This is a genomic window from Calothrix sp. UHCC 0171 (genome assembly GCF_034931845.1).
GTDB lineage: Bacteria > Cyanobacteriota > Cyanobacteriia > Cyanobacteriales > Nostocaceae > Brunnivagina.
The window spans coordinates 95555-117696 of record NZ_JAYGHN010000005.1 but is presented as its reverse complement, the minus strand read 5'-3'; the positions used below and the strand labels follow the sequence as shown (position 1 = coordinate 117696).

Below are 22142 nucleotides of genomic sequence, written 5' to 3'. Positions count from 1 at the left end.
CCCGGTTTTGCTGATGGCGAAAACCAAGGTGGGGTTCTTTTGTTCTGTATATTTTATTGTTGGCGGATACAATAAACCAAGGTAGTATTCACAGTCTACCTGATAGGCTATATCGATTTGTTTAAATACGTATATTTACTGAGATTTCAGGGTTATGTCTCAAGCTGTACAGCAAAACCGGGGTAATCAAGCGGCGCTAGAACCATTAGATGTGGAATTGCAAAATGTGTTTAAGTTTTTTCACCAAGAGCCAGCCGTACATGGAATTGATTTAGATATCAAACAGGGGGAGTTTTTTAGTATTCTCGGTCCTTCTGGCTGTGGGAAAACAACGACATTACGGATGATTGCTGGGTTTGAAACGGTAGATGCGGGGAAGTTATTGATACGTGGACAATCGATGGCGAATGTTCCACCTTACCGAAGACCAGTTAATACTGTGTTCCAAAGCTACGCTTTATTTAAGCATTTAAGTGTCTGGGATAATATTGCTTTTGGCTTAAAGTTACAAAAATTACGCAAATCGGAAATACAAAATCGGGTTAATGATGCTTTGGCTTTGGTGAAGATGGAAGGATTACGATCGCGTTTTCCATCGCAGCTTTCTGGGGGGCAACAGCAGCGTGTAGCTTTAGCAAGAGCTTTGGTAAATCGACCTGCGGTTATCTTGTTGGATGAGCCTTTAGGGGCGCTCGATTTAAAATTACGCAAAGAAATGCAGGTTGAACTCTCGAACCTCCATCAAGACTTGGGGTTAACTTTTGTGATGGTGACACATGATCAAGAGGAAGCGCTGTCATTGAGCGATCGCATTGCGGTGATGAATAAAGGTAAGGTGGAACAAATTGGTTCCCCTAGTGAAATTTACGAACAGCCTCAGACGACATTTGTCGCCGATTTTATTGGTGATACAAATTTATTTGTTGGTGAGGTTGTCACCATAGATGCAGAAAATTTGCAAGTTAGAACTAAAACGGGATTAAAAATTATAGTGAGTCGGACTGAAAATTCACCGACTGCAATATCACAATCAGTCACAGTTTGTATCCGTCCAGAAAAAATTCAATTGTCACTTTATCAGCCCAGTGTGCAAAACAATTTTTTTGAAGGCAAACTGATTAATGCTATGTATTTGGGTACTCACGTTAACTACGTCGTTGAACTGGAAACAGGCGATCGCATTACAGTGATGCAGCCGAATACTGCGGGAATTATACCTGACTCTAACACCTCAGTTTATGCATGGTGGGGAGAGAGTGATTGTTTGTCTATTTGCCATTAGTGATGATGAAAAGAAAAGAATTTTTGAAATATTTAGCAGCATTATCGGGTTTATCAATCACAGGCTGCGGCTGGAAACTTGGTAATGTCAAAGCGCAAGCTAATATCACAGGACAGCGTGACCAATTATATTTATTTACTTGGACACAATATACTGACGATAAAGAATTACTCAAAACTTTTACTGCTCAAACAGGAATTAAATTATTAGCTGATTTATACGAATCTAACGATATCATGCTGGCAAAAATGCTTGCAGGTGGAGGTGGAGCTTATAGCGTTATTTATCCATCTGACTATAAAGTCCAAGAGATGATAGATAAAGGATTATTAAGCGAAATTCAACGCGATCGCCTTGTTGGGGTGGAAAATTTATTTCCCCAATTTCAAAACCCTTCCTATGACCCAAATAACCGCTACAGTATTCCTTTTACTTGGGGAACAACGGGTTTTATTTATAATAGTGAAGTTTTAACAATACCTCCTAGTGATTGGGAATATCTCTGGAAAAATCGCGATCGACTCAACCGCAAAATGACTTTGCTAAATGATACTCGTGAGGTGTTTGGAGCAGTTTTAAAAATGTTGGGTTATTCTTACAATTCCACCAATGAAAGTGAGATTAAACAAGCTTATGAGAAATTACAGGAACTCAAACCATCTCTGGCTGGATTTGATACTGATGCCTGGCGAAATAAAATTTTATCAGGTGATTCATTAATCGCCATGTGTTACTCTGGTGACGCGATTAAGATTATGAAAGAATATCCTAAATTTAAATATATTATTCCCCAAAATGGGACTTCTTTATGGACTGATACTTTAGTAATTTCCAAAACCGCTCCAAATCCCGATGGTGCATATGCTTGGATCAATTATTTATTACAACCCGAAGTCTCAGCACAATTAACCATCAATCTCAGTTTAGCAACTCCTAATCAGGCATCTTTTGATTTATTACCCAAGAAATATCAAACTAATACTAGTTTATTTCCAGATGAAGAAATCTTGAATAAATGTGAACGTATTTCACCCCTTGGCGATACAGATGAAGTTTACGAACGCTATTGGACTCAGTTAACTAGTGCTTAAAATTTAAGGAAAAATAAGTCAATAAGGATGCTGAAATCATGGATAAATAGCGTTTGTTACTACATATAGATTATGAATTATGAATTATTAAGTTATGAATTAAGTAGAACGGTGCAAATAGACCATAGACGCGGAGCGGCTTCTCGCAGAGTAGTATATAACGAAAAGTAAAGTTACCTAAAGCCCTCTTCCCTTCTGCCTCCTGCCTTGTTATAACGACAATTTTTAACACCGACCTACTTATAAATTGTAAATTATGTCTAATCGTCAAATTAATTCATTAAACAAAATCACTGAAGTCGAAAAATATCATCGTCCAAAAGTTCAATGGTTAGAACCATTACTACTACTGGCTCCATCTGGTGTTTGGTTGATACTATTCCTAATTTTACCAACGCTAATCATATTTGAATTAAGTTTAGTACCAGGAATTAGACCTGGAGAAATAGTCAATCCGGGAAAAATCAGCGATTACAGCCAGTTTTTTAATCCTCAGAACTGGCAAACTATTTGGCAATCGCTAACTCTCAACTATGCCCGTATTCTCGATCCTCTCTACCTACAAGTGATTACGCGATCGCTTTTTTTGGCAATTGGAACTACGGCTATTTGCTTAGTGATTACTTTCCCTGTCGCCTACTGGATTGCCCAACTAGCACCGCAACGCTGGCGAAACTTATTCCTGTTAGGATTTGTTTTACCTCTGTGGACTTCTTCCCTACTGCGTACCTATGCTTGGATTACAATTCTTCGTCCGACTGGTTTGTTGAATACCATCCTCAATAGCATTGGTTTACCAACACTAGATTTACTCAATCATAATTCTGCCGTATTTATTGGCATGAGCTATAACTCCCTTCCCTACATGGTTTTAATTTTATATGCTTCCTTAGAAAAACTCGATCAACGGCTTTTGGAAGCCGCAGCAGATTTAGGCGCAAACCCCCTGCAAGTATTTTGGAAGGCTACCATACCTCAAGTAATTACGGGGATTGCAGCCAGTTCATTTTTGGTATTCATTACCACCTTAGGAGATTTTGTCAACCCAGAATTATTAGGTGGAACCTCCAGCATGACGGTAGCAAGGCTAATTTACAACCAATTTTTAGGGGCAACCCAAAATTGGGGATTTGGTTCGGCTTTGAGTATGACTTTAATTATGCTAGTTAGTATTGCGATCGCGCTGTTAATTAAATTTGGTGAGGCAAAACCCCAGCGCTAAAAAATCAGCCTTCTGCTGCTTAAAGTTAACCCTGATAATGGATTTTGAGCTAAAATCTTTCTATCAATTTTTATATGGTCATTTCTGGACAGCGTAAATACTCTGACACTAATGTACTTTAAGTCACCTAACGACTACTAGATTCATCTCCAACATCTTTGCAAATAGGAGCTTCAGGCGATAGTATATGTAGCGTAATTTAGATAAAGTCTGGGCAACAAGGTGAGAGAGACTTGAAACTGACTGATGGTTGGAAAAACGGTTAAATTTCCGGAAAAGTAATTTTCAGGAAAGAAGAAATTGTCAATCGTGAACTCAAAAGTAAATTGCAGCTATTTATAATTAAAAGTTCAATTCATAAACTTGAATCTAGACTTTGCAGTAGTTTGCAAGTAAATAAAGTGCCACATCTCAGCTTGACAGCCAGATATAAAGTCTTTGTTACTTCGGACTTCTGAATCAATTCTTAAATTCCGCTTTAAGTTGTAAATACTCCTCAAGGGGTGTCTAATCAAAGTAAACCAATATTCGCGCTTGTGATGGCTGAAGATGGATGTTGTAGATTGCTATCGTGTACTGGGTTTGAGGTCAGGTGCTTCATTTGCCGATATCAAAGCTTCTTATCGAAGATTGGCACAGCAGTATCATCCTGATATTAACCCCAATGACCATAAAGCTAAAGAAAAGTTTATTACCTTGACCGAGGCGTATAAGTTGCTTCTGCAAGCAGTCACCCCAGCAGCAGATACACCTCAGCAGTCAAGTGTCAAGTCAAGTCCCAGACAAACTGCGACACCTCACCACAAAGCAACAACACAAACAAAAACATACTCAACAAAAACTACAACTCAACAAGTAGCAGCACCAGAACAAGCTAAACCAAAGCCACCAAATATATTAGAAGTAGAACGGCGGCTGAAGTGGAATACGTATCAACAATTACAGCGTTTCTTGCGTGAAAGGCGATTTCCCCAAGCGATCGCACTTGCAGAAGCACTGGCGGAGCGTTTGCCAGAAGATGCAGAAATACGTCAGTGGCAGGCTATTTCCTACCAAATTTGGGGACGTGCATTAATTGCCGAAAAACAATGGCTCAAAGCGCGCATATATCTGAAAAAAGCATTAAAAACTGACCCCCACAACAAATCTTTAGTTGATGAAGTGGAGCGTGACTTTCAAAAACTCGAACAAATTTTCTAACAATAATTAACGATATACCAGAAGACAAATAAATCTCAAATTTCCTAAATCTAGGGACATGGCGATCGCTATGTTCCTTTTTTTTCAACGCTATTATGAAAATGTTCAGTTTTTATCGCCATCATTAAGGTAATCAGCAGAACATTTGTTTTATCGCTTATGTCCAACTCCCTCATCACCATTAACGTCAAACTATTCGCTGCATATCAAGAAGCATATGGAGGAATTCCAGAACTAAACCTAGCCTTTCCAGATGGTACACCAGTTAAAGCAGTCCAAGAATACCTCATCAGCGAACATCCCGAACTTAATAAATGGCGTGATGTGACTCGCTTTGGCGTGAATTTATTATTCGTCGAACCCGACACAATTCTCCAACATGGTGATGAAGTAGTCCTAATTCCACCCGTGAGTGGGGGGTAGCAACGGCAATTTTCGAGCAATTCTCAAATCCTTCATCTAAAAACCCAAACTTTCGGTATCCCCTACCCCTCACTTGCCGTTATCGATTGTGCAGATTTGTTACACTCATGGCAACCAGGATTTCAGTTCAATCCCCGAAACCAGCTGGACTTGCGAGGCATTCATGCTCATAGATACTTTACTTATCTCTAAACAACTCCCCACTCTCCAATATTCCTCAACCCAGGAAAAATTTGACGAAACTTGGGAAGCTCCCCTAGCGACTTTATTAGGGTTAGGACGTGCCGCAGGTGCTGACTTTATCGAGTTTTTCCTCGAACGAGTTAACTATATCAGTTGCCTCGCTGAAGACGACACCATCACCAGCATCACCCCACGACTTTCTACAGGTGCAGGCGTGCGTGTTTTTCGCGGTAAAGCTGACTGCTACGTGACAACAAACGATTTATCATTTGCTGGTTTAAAGGCAGCTTTAGAAAAAGCCCTGGGAATTATGGGTTTACAACTACCTGCGCCCAATGCCTTCATTCCCGAAATTAATTTAGAACTATTACGCGACTATGCCACCAAGCGCGGTAAAGATGGTTGGTTGCCCTTGTGTAGCTCCATCCGCGAAATGGGCGAAGTTCTCCTTGATGGCACAGCAAAATTACAAAAAACAGCGAATCACATTCAATCCCGTCGCGCTACCTATTTCCGTGACTGGCAAGAAGTTTTAGTTGCTGCTAGCGATGGTACATTTGCCCGTGATATTCGTCTTACCCAGTCGGTAGGTTTTAACTTGCTTTGTGCTGATGGTGCAAATCGAACTGCGATCGCCGAACGTGCTGGTAACACAAGTGACCCGAATTTTCTCCGTAGTTGGGACTACAAGGAATCTGCGGAACAAATTTCTGAGTCTGCTGGCAAGATGCTTTACGCAGATTATGTCGAATCTGGGAACTATCCCATTGTCATGGCAAACCACTTTGGTGGCGTAATTTTCCACGAAGCCTGTGGACACTTGTTGGAAACAACCCAAATCGAACGTAATACCACACCGTTTATTGATAAAAAAGGTGAAAAAATTGCCCACGAAAGTTTGACAGCTTGGGATGAAGGACGTTCTGAAAATGCCTTTGGCACTATCGATATGGACGACGAAGGAATGCCAGCGCAGCGTACCCTGTTGATTGAAAAAGGCGTTCTCAAGAACTTTTTAGCTGATAGAGCCGGTTCTGCACGTACAGGACATCCTCGCACAGGTAGCGGTCGTCGTCAAAACTTCACCTTTGCAGCAGCGAGTCGGATGCGGAATACTTACATTGCTACAGGTGAATATAGCCTTGATGATGTCTTTGCCTCCGTTGATAAGGGTATTTACTGTAAAAAAATGGGTGGTGGTAGCGTCGGCGCTACCGGACAATTTAATTTTGGTGTGGATGAAGCTTATTTAATTGAAAACGGTAAAATTACCAAACCATTGAAAGGTGCGACTTTGATTGGTGAGGCAAAGGAAATCATGAATAAAATTTCTATGTGTTCCCAAGATTTGTCACTAGCTCCAGGATTCTGTGGCTCGGTATCCGGTAGCATTTATACTACTGTTGGTCAGCCCCACATCAAAGTTGACTCCATCACTGTCGGTGGTAGATAGTCTTATATTTGTCTCTTTGCTTTTGTTCCCATGCTTTGTGTGGGAACGCCTGCTGTGAAAACATCCGCAAATTCTCAACTGCAACAGGTTTATCACTTACCTGCATATACCCCTATGCAGAGCATCAGAGTGAGTCATATCATGTCTGGTTGAATACTGATTATTCAGACTGACATGGAGACTTCGAGACGCGGAGACGCGGAGAAATTTTCATTGTAAGCGCCTGACAAGGGGCTATCGCCACTAGTAACAAATGAAACTAACACATTTTGATTAAAGCTAAAATCCTTATTGGGCAAGGGTTTTTAAATATGTAAGTTAGAAGTGATTAGCCCAACATGATATCAATCCAAAATCTCAAATCAAATAATTGAACGATGGCAAATATTCAAGAAATCGCATCTGCGGCGAAATCAAGCGCCAATATTCTTGGTATCAAAAAATTTGATATTTACGGTTCATCTGTAGATTCTACTAGTGTGCAAGTAGACCAAGGTGAACCTAGACAAGTCAAAGCCTCGAATTTATCAGGTGTTACGGTTCGCGTCTGGAACGAAGAAAATACAATGGGTGTCACCAGCACTACAGATGTTGACCCCAAGGGTTTAGAATTAGCACTGAAAACAGCATATGAAGCCAGCTTTTTTGGTGTCAAAGAAAATGTACCCGATTTTAGCCCCGAAGCGATCGCGCCGCTAGATGTGAAAGCGACTGAAAAAGTCGAACAGGCAGGAGTTACGGAACTAATTAATAGTTTACTGAGTGCTGAAAAGGAATTAATGGCTGCACATCCGGCTATTAAAGGTGTACCTTATAATAATTTGGCACAGCGTGATGTCGATCGCTTTTATTTAAATAGTGATGGTGCATTAAGAACTGAATCTCATTCCCTCGCTTCGGTGTATTTGTACAGTAAAACTGAGGAGGAAGGCAGAAAACCTCGCAGTGCTGGTGCGTTTAGAATTAGTCATGGTGTCAAAGATTTAGATATCAATGGTTGTATCCAGGAAACTGCTGATAAAACTATTAGCCATTTGAATTATCAAAAGGTGCAAACCGGAAAATATACAGTTGTTTTTTCCCCAGATGCATTTTTAAGTTTGTTGTCTGCATTTTCTAATCTTTATAACGCTCAAAATATTCTCGATAAACAAAGTCTTTCGACTCCCGATGATATTGGCAAGGAAATTGCTTCGCCTTTACTATGTGTCTGCGATGATGCCTTACACCCTGCCAATGTCGGCGCAGAATCTTTTGATGGTGAAGGAACTCCAACCCGCCGAGTTCCTTTGATTGAAAATGGTGTTTTAAGTGGTTTTCTCCATAGTGCCGGCACTGCAAAACGCATGAATGCCAAACCGACAGGGAATGCCAGCATTGGCGCAAAAGTTAGTGTTAGTCCCAACTTTTATCACGTTTATGCAGGTGCCAAAGCAGAGAAGGAATTTAGCTTGGAAACCGCCGAAAATGTCATTTTAATTGATGATTTACAGGCTTTACACGCAGGTGTGAAAGCTCTACAAGGTTCTTTTTCTCTACCATTTGATGGCTGGATTGTCAATAAAGGCGTGAGAACCAGTATTGAATCTGCCACCGTTGCCGGAGATTTTCTCACGGTACTCACATCAATAATTTTTGTTGAGCCAGAACCTGAATTAACTCCTGGTGGTGTGTGCCCTCGTGTTTGGGTTGAGGGACTTTCGATTACTGGGGAATAGAAGTACAAGTCTGGAGATGCGATATATCGCGTCTCTATCCTGATTAAAAATCAGAAATCACAGCCATTTGTCGGGGGTTCTTACGGTCTTTTTCTGCTAATGCTGCATTCAATGTCATCTGTGGTTGACTTGGTTGCAAAATCTTCGCTTCATAGGTGACAACACCAGCAATCTCACCATCAAGGCAACGAACAGCAGTACGTGATAAATCAAGACTCCGGGGAGGTATATATGGTCCCCTATCATTCACTCGCACGATTACTGCTTTGCCATTTTTGACATTTTTCACTTGCAAAAAGGTATTAAAAGGTAAACTTTTGTGAGCAACTGTCAATGCATACTGATTGTAAATCTCCCCATTGGCAGTCGTCCGACCATGAAAATAATCACCATACCAAGAAGCCAAACCTGCCATCTTCTGATTTGATTCTTGTAAGCCGTACATTTCTAGTTGTCCCTCAATTAGTGACAGGGTGGGAACATTTAGAGAGGAACGTAAATTATTTACCCAATCAATCGCAATCAAATCTCCACTGCGAGTAGTATTTTGAGTCATCTCTGGAGAGATTGCAAACAGAAAGCGGTTTCCTAGCATTAATGCGGGTTTCCCATCAACCAAACTTGGACGTAGCTGCAAAGGATCGAGATTGGGAGACTTGAGGAGTCTGATTAAACGCTGCTGAATTTCTTTGGCTTTGGATTGCTTGGGTACAGTTCCCAGCAAATGTTTATTCACCCAGATTTCGTAATTCGTTTCGTTGCGCCGGACTAATATCACAGGTGATGGGGATGAGGTAAAGCGCGACTCGAAAGGGCTAGGAAGGCGGAAAAAGTTTTGTAAGGAACGCAGTATGCGATTGGAAAAACTATGGGAAAAATTATTCTCTACATCACTCGATAAATAATTTGAGGATGGCACAAAGCTTATATTTGGCGTTGTTTTCGATTCAGAAGAGTTATTCGCAAGTGTCGAACAAAATTGATTTTTGGCTGTAGGCACCTCCTGTACTTGATTGGGTATTTGAGTTGTTTTTGCTGCTGATTCGTTGCTATCCCAATCAATATCAAAAAACCTGTTTGGCAAAATTGTTGCCTGAATCTTTGGCATTTGCCGCTTGGGCAAAATCCGCAAATAGCTAGAGCGATTTGCAAATTCTGCCAAACTCGATGACAGCTTGAAGCTGGAATTTGCAGTCGAAAACTTTACTGGATTACTAGGGTGTAAACCTTGAGTTAATGACAATAAAAAACTAGCCCAAGATGTGGCAAAAAATGTTGTAAACGTTAGCATGGCATATTTAGTATTTAGCGCGATCACACCTAAAATTGATGCAGATGCACTCCAGACAAAGGATATTACAAATTGGACTTGGACGAGAACACACTTTATCTGAATAAACAAAGTCAAACTCTAGCCAAACACTAAAATTTGGGATGATCCCCAGCAGAGTTCATAATATCTTGTCCTTAGAAAACTAGCAAATAAAACTTTTAGATATTGTTCCTGAAAATAGCTATTTTTCTATTTAAATTTTTTATCTATTTAATTTTTTTTAGTCGCAAAATATGCAAAAATTACTTTAATTTCAACAGTCTTAATACTGAAACTACTACAATGTCACGAGTAAAATATTACATTGTTGATGTCTTTGCTGAAGCTAAATATACTGGCAATCAATTAGCTGTCTTCATCAACGCAGGAGGTCTAAAGCCAGAGCAAATGCAGGCGATCGCCAGGGAAACTAATTATTCGGAAACGACATTTATTCTATCGGAGCAAGTAGAATCAGGTGGCTACAATGTAAAAATATTTACTCCATCTCAAGAAATACCCTTTGCAGGTCATCCCACCTTAGGTACAGCTTATATACTCCAGCAAGAGATTATTAATCAATCTATCGAAGAGGTGATTTTAAATCTCAAGGTAGGACAAATACCTGTGAAAATAGACGCGAGCAATAGTGATAATAAATATTTATGGATGCAGCAAAAAATACCGACTTTCGGGAAAATATTGGCTGTAGATGCGATCGCAGAAGTGTTACATTTGCGGCTTGATGAAATTGATGCTAACTATCCAATTCAAGAAGTTTCCACTGGTTTACCTTTTATAATTGTGCCCTTAAAGAACTTAGAATCATTAAAGCGGATAAAAGTCAATCTTGATAAATGTAACGACTTGATAAAATACACTGAAGCCAAATCTATCCTCGTATTTTGCCCAGAAACTTACTATCCTGAGAATGATTTAAATGTGCGTGTATTCTGCCACTATTTAGGTATTCCAGAAGACCCAGCGACCGGTAGTGCGAATGGTTGCTTGGCAGGTTATTTAGTCGAATATTCATATTTTGGAAAAAGTGAAATTAATTTGCGAGTCGAACAGGGTTATGAAATCAACAGACCATCTCTAATACTCTTAAAAGCCAGCCAAACATCTGCCAGTGAAGGGATTGAGGTGAATGTGGGGGGAAAAGTAATTATGGTCGCCAAAGGAGAATTTCTCTAGAATTATCGTTTCTCCCTTACCCATTACCAAAAACAAAATTCCAAATGTAACGGAATGCAACGTATAATGAAAACGGCAAAACCGTTAAGAAATATTGAAGAAAGTAAAGTAAATGCGAGTAGCGATCGCCGGAGCGGGTCTAGCAGGACTTTCCTGTGCTAAATATCTGACCGACTTAGGTTACAGTCCCATCGTTTTGGAAAGCCGAGACGTATTAGGTGGCTTGGTAGCAGCTTGGAAAGACGAAGATGGCGACTGGTACGAAACCGGATTGCATGTATTCTTTGGCGCATACCCAAATATGTTGCAACTTTTCCAAGAATTAGGAATTGAAGAAAGGCTGCAATGGAAAGAACATACGATGATTTTCAATCAGCCGGAAAAACCAGGAACCTACAGTAGATTTGATTTTCCCAACTTACCAGCACCCTTAAATGGGATTGTTGCGATTTTACGCAACAACGATATGCTCAGTTGGGGCGAAAAAATCGAGTTGGCGAAAGGTTTGGTTCCGGCGATGTTGCGAGGACAAAAATATGTTGACTCTACCGATAGGTTGACATTTTCCCAATGGCTAAAGCAGCAGGGTGTCGGCGATGATGTTGAGCAGGGTATATTTATTGCGGCGGCAAAATCCCTCAATTTTATCGACCCCGATGAAATATCTGCCTTAGTGTTATTGACAGCATTAAATAAATTCCTCCAGCAAAAAAATGGTTCGCAGGTAGCATTTTTAGATGGTTCTCCCACCGAACGTTTGTGTCAGCCAATAGTTGACCACATTACAGAACGTGGCGGCGAAGTCAAGCTAAACGCTCCTTTAAAAGAAATCTTACTTAACGAAGATGGCAGCGTTAGAGGTTTCTTGATTCGGGGACTAAATGGGGCGGAAGATGAAATAGTCACAGCTGACTTATACGTTTCTGCCATGCCCGTGGACGTAGTCAAAGTGATGTTACCCCAGCCTTGGCAGGAAAATGAGTTCTTCCAAAAACTCAATGGCTTAGAGGGGGTTCCAGTAATTAACATCCATCTGTGGTTTGATCGGAAACTAACAGAGATTGACAACTTGTTGTTTTCGCGATCGCAACTTCTCAGCGTCTATGCGGATATGAGCAATGCCTGTAAGGAATATGCTGATAGCGAGCGATCGATGCTGGAATTAGTTTTCGCACCAGCAAAAGACTGGATCGATAAATCGGAAGCAGAAATCCTCGCAGCAACACTTGTAGAGTTGGAAACACTCTTCCCCCAACACTTTGGTGGAGATAATCCGGCAAAGCTTCTCAAGCACAAAATTGTGAAAACGCCGCGCTCCGTTTACAAAGCAATACCAGGTTGCCAAGAATACCGTCCTTCCCAAGTAACTCCAATTTCCAACTTCTATCTCGCCGGAAGTTACACAATGCAACAATTCTTAGGCAGTATGGAAGGTGCCGTACTTTCTGGTAAACTGACAGCGCAGGCGATTAACGCCCAAGCAACCCCAGAGGCAAAAACCTCTACCAAGCAAAAGCCAACACTCCAGCCTGCAACGAATGCTGCAACTGCCTAATTCCCCCCCACGCATGAAAACCTCCGTCTCTGCGGAAGAGTCCTACAATTTATGTCGCCATCTCACGGCAAAATATGCCAAGACCTTTTATCTTGGAACTTTGTTGATGAGTCCGCCAAAACGGCGAGCAATTTGGGCGATTTATGCTTGGTGTCGCCGTACCGACGAATTAGTTGATGGTCCAGCAGCTGCAATGACCACACCCGAAACCCTCGACCGATGGGAAAAGCAGCTGGAATCAATTTTTGCAGGTCATCCAGGGGATGATTTGGATGTCGCACTGGTGGACACGCTTGAATCTTTCCCAATTGACATCGAACCGTTCCGCGACATGATTGCCGGACAACGGATGGACTTATTTCGCAGCCGCTATGATACTTTTGACCAATTGTATCTTTACTGCTACCGTGTCGCTGGCACAGTTGGCTTAATGTCCACTGCGGTGATGGGTGTCGATAATAAACAAAATACAGCCCCCTGGAATATTAACCGCCAACCCTATATTCCCATTCAAGAAGCTGTAGCACTCGGTATCGCCAATCAACTCACTAATATCCTCCGTGATGTCGGTGAGGATGCTCAAAGAGGGAGAATATATCTCCCTCAAGAAGACTTAGCACGGTTTGATTACAGTGAAGATGACCTCCATCGGGGGGTAATCGACGATCGCTGGCGCGCCTTAATGCGTTTTCAAATCGAACGTGCCCGTGAATTTTATGCTCAAGCAGAACAGGGAATCACCTATCTATCCTCAGATGCGCGACTGCCTGTCTGGGCTGCAACCATTCACTACAGCCGTATCTTAGGCAAAATAGAACGAAACGACTATGACGTTTTTTCTAAACGTGCCTACGTACCCCAGTGGCAAAAACTACGCAGCTTACCTGTTGCATGGATGCGATCGCAAGTCCTTTAATCGAGGGAAAAGGGGAAAGGGAAAATACCTAATACCCAATTCCCAATTTTCCCAACTAATTTAGTTGACATATACCGACAAGTAAGATACATTTATTATTTGTACACCTGGAGAGGTGGCTGAGTGGTCGAAAGCGGCAGATTGCTAATCTGTTGTACGGCAGGTAACTCCGTACCGAGGGTTCGAATCCCTCCCTCTCCGTTTTCAATCCAAATTTTTCATTTTAATTAAGCTTTTTGCAGTAGAGACGGGAAATAACATCTCGTCTCTACATATTTATGTATTAATAACTAGAATCCCTGGAAATTATAGCCAACTCCTAACAGCAAACCAACATCTGTTTGGTCAAAAAAGCCAGCATTAATCGCAGCAGTGGCTGTAAATTGACGATTTAGGGGTATGTCAACGCCGCCAGATACCAAAAAACCAATTTGTGAATCATCGCCAGTTTTAATTGCTGCTCCAACTCCCACATAGGGCGCAAATGGTAATGGTTCGGTAAATGGATCTTCTGCTGACTGGACAGAAAAATCATAGGTGACAGGGATGAGAATTGCTGTATTGTCACCAAATACGGCAGATGGACGTACCGAAATGGTTCTTGTCAGTCCAATTTTGCTCATGACAGCAAAGTTTCCATCACCTAAGGCTGAATCTCCACCACCAAGTCCAATATTGCCAGCAATGCCAACATAGCTAGAACCACCACGAGTCACGCGACCTGGATTGATATCTGCTTGAGCAACTTGTTGTGATAAAATTTGACTGCTATCCGCTTGCTTGCTTGTGTTAACAACGATAGGCGCTTCATAGTCAACAAATGCCGCAGAAGTGGTTGCCGCACTTCCTGGAACAGGCACAGCGTTATTATCAGCAGCAATAGTTGCACTTTGAGCAACTGCTGAAGAGTGGGTTCCTAGAAATGCCACAGATACAAACCCCAGCAAGCACAAGATTTGATGGCGAGAAAAAATATTGTTCACATTCACTCCTTAAAAAAATACTGCCACACTAAATAATCTGTTCAATTTTTGGACATCGATTTTTAGCGACATCTCACATTAAACTACAAAAAACCAATTTACACATCCGCTATTAGATAGTTACGTAGATAAATAGCTACAATTGTCATTTGTAATGATTACTTGATTAAACGGTTGGCAAAAATCATGTTCTATGGGTTTTAAGTAGGCATTGCCATCGACATCTGCGGTTTATTCCAATAATTTTGATGAGAACTGGCTCTGAAGATTATTGTAATCAAGTCTGAAGTTTATCTTTTGTTACATAGCTAAGTTTATTTCCAGAATTCTAGTCATTTGGAGAATTGTCTAAATATTCGGTTAATCAAAATAGTGGACTATCAAATTGATTTCAAGATAAATCTACGTTAATGGATGATGTTAAAAACAGATTAAGAACAATATAGTTACATGTTATCCAGCCATTATTCAGCTATTAAGTCGCTGTCTAAACTTGGTGAGAATGGGCAGATTAGATGAAACCTTTATCTAATTTTCATATACTTATAAGTAGAAGTCATTAGATAAATAATAGCAAGAATAGGCAATCCAGTTCATTACGTCCGTAATTGATTTTTGATATCATATATCTTTTATGAAAAGTCGATGAATCTACTATGATATGGCAGCAGATTATGATAACTTGCATTTAGATATAAAAATGTTGAGGTACAAATTACAGTTTCTCTATTAGTAATGGCAATGTAGTGACGGTAAAGAAAAAATCGCGATCGCGATATTCATATCCACGGAGAATATCGCCCAACAATCTCTCCAATTACCTTGTCTATTGTTTTCTAATTGTAACTGACTGGATTGTTAGTGCATTTAATTGATTTGTACTAAAACTACAAAATCAAACAAATGAATTCAGTCAAGATGAAATTATGAAAATGGGATTCAAAGTATCTTTACATACTTGTCGCAGCATCAACAAAATTAGAGTAATTGTCTAAGTTAACTTCTATACATTCACTGAATTGTTCAAAGATAGCTATTAAAGACTTGGAAGAATGGTTCAATTTTTTCCGTTTGCATTAATTGGTAATTTCAAAATTTTCAACTTAGGTTATCATTTGGCAGGGTTGTACTATGAAAAAAATTAAAGTTCTGAACCTAGAAATTGATAATTTGTCACAGTCAGAATTTCTAGCAGATTTAGAATCTGGTATAGTATTTACACCAAATGTTGACCATTTGATGAAACTTCAACATGACTCTGATTTTGTCCAAGCTTATGGAATTAGCAATTACAAAGTCTGTGATAGTCAAATTCTCTTATATGCAGCAAAATTTTTAGGTACTCCTATCAAGGAAAAAATATCCGGTTCTGATTTGTTACCAGCCTTCTGTAACTATCATAAGCATCACGAACATATTAAAATATTTCTCTTAGGTGCAAGAGAAGGAATTGCTCGGCAGGCACAACAAAAAATCAATTATAAAATTGGTAGGAAGATTGTTGTTGATTCCTATTCTCCCAGTTTCGGATTTGAAAATAATGAACAGGAATGTCGTCAAATCATTAATATGATTAATCAATCCGATGCGACAGTTTTAGTTATTGGAGTTGGCGCTCCCAAACAAGAAAAATGGATATATAAGTATAGGGAACAATTGCCGAATATCAAAATATTTATGGCATTAGGTGCAACTATCGATTTTGAAGCCGGGAAATTGCAGCGATCGCCAAAATGGATTAGCCAAATTGGTCTAGAATGGCTATTTCGACTATATTGTGAACCAAAGCGGCTTTGGAAAAGGTATTTAGTGGAAAATCTTCCTTTCTTATTTCTAATTGTGCAGCAAAAATTTAATTTTTATAGCCATAAGAAAAAGAAACAAAATCGAAACTTTTGGAAAATGGCAGACAAATTTTAATTTAAAATATATTAAGTATCTCTATACTTGACTTATCAAAATATACAAAGTTAAGCAGATATTGATATTAAATTAATCATTTTCCCGCCGCTAGAAGATAGCTTAAACAGCTTGATTTTCTGTTTCTAATTGATTAGACTTTTAACCCCTTCCCAAATCAGGAAGGGGTTAAATTTAGATATATAGAACTCATATTAAATTAATTGTAAATCAGCAGAAAATTTCATACAACCGACTAATTCTGCTAAATTTTGTAATTGATTCTTTCTAGATAAAATTGTTGGTGTCGGGTCAATTCCCACTGTTTCCAGAATCTGTTCCCAACGGTATACCCAGTCATGCCGTAAAAGTGAATTAACCACATTATGCTTACGAATTTGCTCCAGTCTTTCGGGTTGTTGATCAAGTTCGGTTATCAGTTCACCTAAATTATTGGTATCGTAACAAATTGGGATTACAGAATCAGTCCAGTTAAAGTGTGTTGCAAAAGTTTCGCACTTTGGAGGAATTCCAATCATTACTGCACCACTTGCAGCCCCTTCAAAAAACCGCGAACCTAATTCTTCTTGTCCATCTGTTTGTTCCGGTGTATCAAATTTTGCTTTGTTAGAAATGAAATAGCGGCTACGCTTAATTAAATTACTATAAAGATGACGATGTTCCTTATAGTTATTCATGTGCAAACCTTTAAGGGTGTCGTGCAAATACAGTAAGTTTTTATCCTCTGCAAATTTGAGTAGCGATTGGTGGACTATAGGCGATCGCCTACCGATACTATAAATATCAATATTTCTAGGTTTAGGATTCGGAAAAGGACAAAATTTGATGGCATCAATCCCATATGCCAGTGAATAGCAAGGTCGATTAGTTAAATTAGCGACTGCTTTCGCACTCTCGTTGTGGGGAGTGAAAATATAGTCAAAACTTTGGAGAAGTTCTACACAGAGTTTTGTTTTGCGATCGCTCAGTTCTTTAATCCAGATTTCATCAACCCAAGCTACTGATTTTTGGCATTGATTTCGCCATCCTTGAATTGAATTAATTGTTGTAATATCCCAACAACCTTGGCAGATAAAAAAGAATAAATCGTAATTTTTTGAGACTTTTGTGGGAATACAGCCAGAATTCAGAAGTTCTTTTCTATTCGTTTTCAGAGCCAGATAATTTGCCAATCTTTTTTTCGTTTTCTGACTACGACTGTAATCAAACTGAGGTAAAAGTATGTCAACGTGATCGAGTTGACAAATTAAGTCTTCAAACTCAAATTCTGGCGAACGAAATGCTTCCAAATGCATTTTTCGCATTGATGCAATTAAAATACGTGGTGTTTGCTGATTGTGACTATATTGATTTTCTATTAATTGATGTACTTTTTGCTCGAAAATCATTTGACTATGAGTTTCTGACATTTTCAATAGCCTTAATTAATATTCTTAAGTAATCAAATAAATTTAACTAATACCCCAAAGAATTGATGGCATTATTAACCTTTGTTGTAAACTGCTGTTGTCTTAATTGCAACCATTGCTTTCGTTCCTCTAAAAGGCTAATCCGAGAATTTTCGGTAAAATCAGTCTTTGTCACCAAATCAGTCAGAATATCGGCAAATTTATCTGCTTGTTCTGCAACTTCAATGCCAGCAGGGTATTCAAAAATTCCCCGTAATGCGGTGGGAGTTGCCACAATGGGTAAACCAGATGCGATCGCATCTAAAGTTTTGATTTGGATACCTCCACCAGCAACCGACGGAATGGCGATCGCTTTTGCCTGTGACATAAATTCTTGGACATCGGGTACAAAGCCGCAGTAATGAACATTGTCATACTCCCCAGACAGCCATTCAGCACCTTTACCTGCTACATGTATCGATAAATTTTTAGGCAAGTGGGGATAAACCTGCTGAAAAAACCACTTCAAGCCCAACATATTCGCATTCCAAGTCCAGCTACCGATTATCCCAATATCAAACTTTTTGCTGGAGACTGGATGTTGCCATGAATTAAATCTAATGTTCAAACTAGAAGGTAAATCAAATGCTTGTGTATTTGGATTAAGTTTCCAAAAATACTTGGAATCGTGGGGAGTCAAAGTCCAGACTTGTATTGCCAGACTAGCTAAATAATCTTCACAAGTTTGAATCAGAGTTGCTTCGCGTTGATATATATATTTAGTTAGAGGATTATGTGTATTCTGACACTGTGTTAGATAAACTTCATGCTCGATATTATGGGCAATAAAGATAATTTTTTTGATTTTTTTGCTCAATAAATCAGCTATCCAGCAAATTTGAGCGTGGTCAACAATTACAGCATCGTAAGTATCATTGCTCAGGATATTTTTGACAGATTTTACATAATTAAGTGAATAATATTTAGCAGCAGAATAGGGATATTTTCTCAGCAGACTATCTCCCATCCACAAAAGTGGATACAAGCGCGATTTATTACTTTCTATATGGCGTTTACCAACAATAATTTCATTTTTACTTTCCTGTTGAATGTCGCCAAGCCGTTGATAGGCAATTACTACAACATCATGTCCATTTCGTTTAAGTGCATCAATAAAGTTTTGCGAAGCTATTTCACCTCCGGTTTTTCGAGAAGTCGGAATTACAGTAGTTAAATAGAGAATTTTCATAAGTTTTTTTCAGTCAGTATTCATACTCCGTGGGTAACTTTGTAGGCTTGATAACGAATGCCAATCAGACCTGCTAAAGTCCCTGCACCCCGATAAATATTCAGTAATGCCTTAATCAAGGCATGTTGTCCCAAAAATAGAGAAGGCAGTATCAAAAATAAACCTTTAATAATTAGTGTCAAACCTTTGAGAATACGAATTGCAATTACGGGAATTGATGGGTAGAGTTCTGATTCACACCAGCTATGAACACTCCAACCAAAGTAACCACGTTGTAGTACCCATTTGATATTGGTACGGCTTTGAGGTATCCATTCGTGAACGATCGCCTCATTTGCCCAAACAAACTTGTAACCAGCACGACGCAACCTCATAAATAGGTTTGTATCTTCTCCACCAGTGATGGCAAAGCGTTCGTCAAAAACTGGATCAATTTTTTGCAATATCTCAGTACGAATCAAGACATTACCCGCAAATGCAATCTCAATTGGATGCCCAGTGGGATAACGACGTGGCTCAAAAAATTTACCTTTGGCAACCCATTGGGGAACATCTTTGATGAAGTTTGGTATCACTGGTCCAGCAACAACATCTGCCCTATAGGCTTTTTGCACAGAAAGCAACTCGTCTAACCAATTGTTTTCGGGAACTTCATCATCATCAATGAATGCAACAAACTGAGAATCTTGACTCACAGATGCGATCGCCCGATTACGTGCGAAGGAAATACCTCGCTGGGCTTCAATATAATATTTCAGTTGCCACTGAAAATCAGTTTCAATCTGGCGACAAATTCCGCGAGCAGAGCCTTTAAAATCGTTATCAATGACAATAACTTCGATATCTGGAACTTCACTCTGATTGAAAGTTAATTGATTTAGTCCCAAAAGCAAACGCTTTAATCCTTCTGGGCGTTGATAACTGGCAATACAAACCGAAACTAACATTTTCTTCCCTCCTATCTCTTTAGATTTGTCTGCAACTTACTCTCATTTCTGGTTTAATTTCGTAAGTCCCAATCCCTTGATACTTCTAATTCCAGGCGTTCATCTTCACTTAATGCAGTTACAAATTGATAAACTGGCGATGGTTGGGACTTGGCAGCCAACGAAAACACTGTAGATACATAAAGTATCCAAAAAATACTATTTGTTGCTAGTAGAGAACTTTCGCTAATGTTGTAAATCAATATAAAAGTCAAAAACATCAAGTGCCATATACCCTCGATGTTACGGGTACTTTGCAACAACTTTACCCCCCGCAGAATCGCGATAATGTAGCTAATCATAAATATGACTAATGCAGGTATTCCCAACTCCACCAGCAAATCCATAAAGCCGTTATGACCGTAGGGACATTCCCATGCCAAAATTCGCCACACCTCTGCGGTGACAGGGCTATTCCAGTCACGCCAAAATGCGTTAAATCCGTAACCAATGAGGGGACGCTCGGCAAGTTTATCCAGCATTACTGCCCAAATATCGGTACGTCCAGTCAGGGTTAAATCCCGTCCAATGGCTCCGGAAATGGCATTGATATTATCAAAGACGAGGATGGCGGCATTTCCCAAAACCAAGACAATCACAATAGTCAAGGGTATTAATTGAGAATAACTCAACCGCCAAGTTCTATATAGTAAGAGTACAACCGTCAACACAATAGTGGAAATCAGTGCCGTTTTCGATGTCGAAAGAATGATTAATGCGATCGACAAACCGTAACATAGCCAAGCTAACCACTGCCAAGACTGCTTCGATGTCGGTGATATGGGTTTACCCAGGGCAACGAAGAGAAATACTAAATTACTCAGAACCATCACTCTACCGAAGACGTTTTTATGGGTCATGACACCCCGCCAAGCACCTTCATGAACACCTCCTTCCTGGATACTCATGACACCGTAAAATGGTAATGCGATCGCAAATATCAGAGAAAGGACTGCGACTAATCCTAAAGCGATCGCCAGTAAATGTAATTGCTCTCGTAGGGTAAACCGCATTGCCATGTATGTGCCAAATAGACTTGTCCCCAGTAGCAAAATACTCCGACGCGAGGTAATATCTGATGCCACCGTCCAATAGACAGATGCGATCGCAATTGCTACAATCAACCAAATCCAAATATTTTTCCTCGCCACCTGCACAAAACTCTGCCATTGCTGTGCAATTAATAGACCAGTGATAGCGTAAATCCCCAAAAATAATATTGGACTATAGGGGTCTGATGCCGTAGTGCTGGATTCTTGACTATCTAACAGAACTGGTATTAATGCACTGGTGGAAAAGAATAGCGAAACAACTACAAAACACTTTTCGGCTAAGGTTGGATATTTTGACATGGTAGTTTATGTTGCATATTTTATTATTCCTGTATAGATAAAAATACTGATATAAAAACAATCATTTTTCCATTTCATTGAGTATCATAAAGGTAATCGGATTCAGACAACTACAACTTCATGTTTTATATTGTTAAGAGTTGAGTTGTTCCAACAAGCTGAGGATGTTGGGATAGCTGGACTGGAACTGTGGGTTTATATCCTGAGAAATATTATTTTTAAAAGAATAACTGTTGATTTAAGTCAATTGAGAAAGCTTTACTCAATCTTCATTTGTATGTCTATCTGACAAAATTTCCGTAAAGCCTCTTAAATAGTTGGGATTAGCAAGATATGTTAAAAACAGGTAGGCAGTGGGATTTTATCTTTAGTATCGTTCTCGCTGTATCCTCGTCAAAATATGTGAAGTCGCAATGGAAAATCTTGAATGCGATCGCCTAGACAAGTTTGACTTTGTAGAGTATCTAAGATAAAGAGTCAAACACTGTAATCAGGCAGATAGCTGGATAATATAGGTTAATTTTGTTAGTGAAGTTGTCATCAGAAGGATTGATTGAAGTTGTCTTCTTGCCTGTAATATATTTTCATAGTACCGCATCAACCATTGTGAACAGTTTTAAATAGTCTTATCATTTGATCTCGCCCCTGTGGCAAACTTCCTTGATTTGTAAAAATCTATTTAGCGATTAACTTTAAGTGACTGAAAATTTGA

17 protein-coding genes and 1 tRNA gene are annotated in these 22142 nt (G+C 39.6%); 12 read left to right on the top strand and 6 right to left on the bottom strand.

Features of this window, described 5'->3' with window-relative positions; genetic code table 11:
- Positions 1-154: 154 nt before the first annotated feature.
- From VB733_RS06110 to VB733_RS06080, 7 genes are all read left to right on the top strand, one after another.
- Positions 155-1282 carry an ABC transporter ATP-binding protein gene (locus VB733_RS06110; protein WP_323339203.1) on the top strand — a complete coding sequence of 376 codons (1128 nt, stop codon included), beginning with the start codon at positions 155-157 and terminating at the stop codon, positions 1280-1282.
- Between the two features lie 2 nt (positions 1283-1284).
- Positions 1285-2373 (top strand): spermidine/putrescine ABC transporter substrate-binding protein, encoded by a 1089-nt coding sequence (locus VB733_RS06105; protein ID WP_323339202.1) that lies wholly within the window; start codon positions 1285-1287, stop codon positions 2371-2373.
- A 256-nt stretch (positions 2374-2629) separates the two neighbouring features.
- Positions 2630-3595 (top strand): ABC transporter permease, encoded by a 966-nt coding sequence (locus VB733_RS06100; RefSeq protein ID WP_323339201.1) that lies wholly within the window; start codon positions 2630-2632, stop codon positions 3593-3595.
- A gap of 549 nt (positions 3596-4144) precedes the next feature.
- The gene (locus tag VB733_RS06095; RefSeq protein ID WP_323339200.1) at positions 4145-4795 is read left to right on the top strand and encodes a J domain-containing protein; all 651 of its coding nucleotides are present in this window, start codon (positions 4145-4147) and stop codon (positions 4793-4795) included.
- Between the two features lie 159 nt (positions 4796-4954).
- On the top strand, positions 4955-5218 hold the full coding sequence (locus VB733_RS06090) for a MoaD/ThiS family protein (RefSeq protein ID WP_323339199.1): 264 nt from the start codon (positions 4955-4957) through the stop codon (positions 5216-5218).
- A gap of 163 nt (positions 5219-5381) precedes the next feature.
- Entirely contained in the window at positions 5382-6854 is a 1473-nt protein-coding gene (locus tag VB733_RS06085) for a TldD/PmbA family protein (protein ID WP_323339198.1), read from the top strand.
- Between the two features lie 377 nt (positions 6855-7231).
- Positions 7232-8572, top strand: a complete 1341-nt coding sequence (locus tag VB733_RS06080; protein WP_323339197.1) for a TldD/PmbA family protein — start codon at positions 7232-7234, stop codon at positions 8570-8572.
- A gap of 43 nt (positions 8573-8615) precedes the next feature.
- On the opposite strand, the gene VB733_RS06075 is transcribed toward VB733_RS06080, so the two are convergent.
- On the bottom strand, positions 8616-9863 hold the full coding sequence (locus tag VB733_RS06075; RefSeq protein ID WP_323339196.1) for a septal ring lytic transglycosylase RlpA family protein: 1248 nt from the start codon (positions 9861-9863) through the stop codon (positions 8616-8618).
- A gap of 324 nt (positions 9864-10187) precedes the next feature.
- Here VB733_RS06075 and VB733_RS06070 point away from each other — a divergent pair, with 324 nt between their 5' ends.
- The 4 genes from VB733_RS06070 (at position 10188) to VB733_RS06055 (ending at position 13753) form a co-directional block, all read left to right on the top strand.
- Positions 10188-11081, top strand: coding sequence for a PhzF family phenazine biosynthesis protein (locus VB733_RS06070; RefSeq protein ID WP_323339195.1), 894 nt, complete (start codon positions 10188-10190; stop codon positions 11079-11081).
- A gap of 112 nt (positions 11082-11193) precedes the next feature.
- Positions 11194-12636, top strand: a complete 1443-nt coding sequence (pds, locus tag VB733_RS06065; RefSeq protein ID WP_323339194.1) for a 15-cis-phytoene desaturase — start codon at positions 11194-11196, stop codon at positions 12634-12636.
- Positions 12620-13552: a 15-cis-phytoene synthase CrtB gene (crtB, locus tag VB733_RS06060; protein WP_323339193.1), complete on the top strand. Its 933-nt coding sequence runs from the start codon at positions 12620-12622 to the stop codon at positions 13550-13552. Before pds ends, crtB begins: the two co-directional genes overlap by 17 nt.
- A 109-nt stretch (positions 13553-13661) precedes the next feature.
- Positions 13662-13753: transfer RNA gene (locus tag VB733_RS06055), tRNA-Ser, on the top strand.
- 89 nt (positions 13754-13842) lie between these two features.
- Here the strand turns inward: VB733_RS06055 and VB733_RS06050 are convergent.
- The gene (locus VB733_RS06050) at positions 13843-14535 is read right to left on the bottom strand and encodes a hypothetical protein (protein ID WP_323339192.1); all 693 of its coding nucleotides are present in this window, start codon (positions 14533-14535) and stop codon (positions 13843-13845) included.
- A gap of 1131 nt (positions 14536-15666) precedes the next feature.
- Here VB733_RS06050 and VB733_RS06045 point away from each other — a divergent pair.
- Complete coding sequence (locus VB733_RS06045) at positions 15667-16455, top strand: WecB/TagA/CpsF family glycosyltransferase (RefSeq protein WP_323339191.1); 789 nt, start codon at positions 15667-15669, stop codon at positions 16453-16455.
- A gap of 194 nt (positions 16456-16649) precedes the next feature.
- Here the strand turns inward: VB733_RS06045 and VB733_RS06040 are convergent, their stop codons facing one another.
- From VB733_RS06040 to VB733_RS06025, 4 genes are read right to left on the bottom strand one after another with little or no spacing between them, the layout of a single operon-like run.
- Entirely contained in the window at positions 16650-17864 is a 1215-nt protein-coding gene (locus VB733_RS06040) for a glycosyltransferase (protein ID WP_323339190.1), read from the bottom strand.
- Positions 17865-17910: 46 nt separating this feature from the next.
- Complete coding sequence (locus VB733_RS06035) at positions 17911-19092, bottom strand: glycosyltransferase family 4 protein (protein ID WP_323339189.1); 1182 nt, start codon at positions 19090-19092, stop codon at positions 17911-17913.
- Positions 19093-19112: 20 nt separating this feature from the next.
- Positions 19113-20039 carry a glycosyltransferase family 2 protein gene (locus VB733_RS06030; protein ID WP_323339188.1) on the bottom strand — a complete coding sequence of 309 codons (927 nt, stop codon included), beginning with the start codon at positions 20037-20039 and terminating at the stop codon, positions 19113-19115.
- A 53-nt stretch (positions 20040-20092) separates the two neighbouring features.
- Entirely contained in the window at positions 20093-21430 is a 1338-nt protein-coding gene (locus VB733_RS06025; RefSeq protein WP_323339187.1) for an O-antigen ligase, read from the bottom strand.
- Positions 21431-22142: the final 712 nt, after the last annotated feature.

Coding starts and splice junctions, on each gene's coding strand:
- VB733_RS06075 (WP_323339196.1), bottom strand. CDS start 9,863: ATGCTAACGTTTACAACATTTTTTGCCACATCTTGGGCTAGTTTTTTA.
- VB733_RS06070 (WP_323339195.1), top strand. CDS start 10,188: ATGTCACGAGTAAAATATTACATTGTTGATGTCTTTGCTGAAGCTAAA.
- VB733_RS06040 (WP_323339190.1), bottom strand. CDS start 17,864: ATGTCAGAAACTCATAGTCAAATGATTTTCGAGCAAAAAGTACATCAA.
- VB733_RS06030 (WP_323339188.1), bottom strand. CDS start 20,039: ATGTTAGTTTCGGTTTGTATTGCCAGTTATCAACGCCCAGAAGGATTA.
- VB733_RS06045 (WP_323339191.1), top strand. CDS start 15,667: ATGAAAAAAATTAAAGTTCTGAACCTAGAAATTGATAATTTGTCACAG.
- VB733_RS06090 (WP_323339199.1), top strand. CDS start 4,955: ATGTCCAACTCCCTCATCACCATTAACGTCAAACTATTCGCTGCATAT.
- VB733_RS06025 (WP_323339187.1), bottom strand. CDS start 21,430: ATGTCAAAATATCCAACCTTAGCCGAAAAGTGTTTTGTAGTTGTTTCG.
- VB733_RS06105 (WP_323339202.1), top strand. CDS start 1,285: ATGATGAAAAGAAAAGAATTTTTGAAATATTTAGCAGCATTATCGGGT.
- crtB (WP_323339193.1), top strand. CDS start 12,620: ATGCTGCAACTGCCTAATTCCCCCCCACGCATGAAAACCTCCGTCTCT.
- VB733_RS06100 (WP_323339201.1), top strand. CDS start 2,630: ATGTCTAATCGTCAAATTAATTCATTAAACAAAATCACTGAAGTCGAA.
- VB733_RS06110 (WP_323339203.1), top strand. CDS start 155: ATGTCTCAAGCTGTACAGCAAAACCGGGGTAATCAAGCGGCGCTAGAA.
- VB733_RS06095 (WP_323339200.1), top strand. CDS start 4,145: ATGGATGTTGTAGATTGCTATCGTGTACTGGGTTTGAGGTCAGGTGCT.
- pds (WP_323339194.1), top strand. CDS start 11,194: ATGCGAGTAGCGATCGCCGGAGCGGGTCTAGCAGGACTTTCCTGTGCT.
- VB733_RS06080 (WP_323339197.1), top strand. CDS start 7,232: ATGGCAAATATTCAAGAAATCGCATCTGCGGCGAAATCAAGCGCCAAT.
- VB733_RS06035 (WP_323339189.1), bottom strand. CDS start 19,092: ATGAAAATTCTCTATTTAACTACTGTAATTCCGACTTCTCGAAAAACC.
- VB733_RS06085 (WP_323339198.1), top strand. CDS start 5,382: ATGCTCATAGATACTTTACTTATCTCTAAACAACTCCCCACTCTCCAA.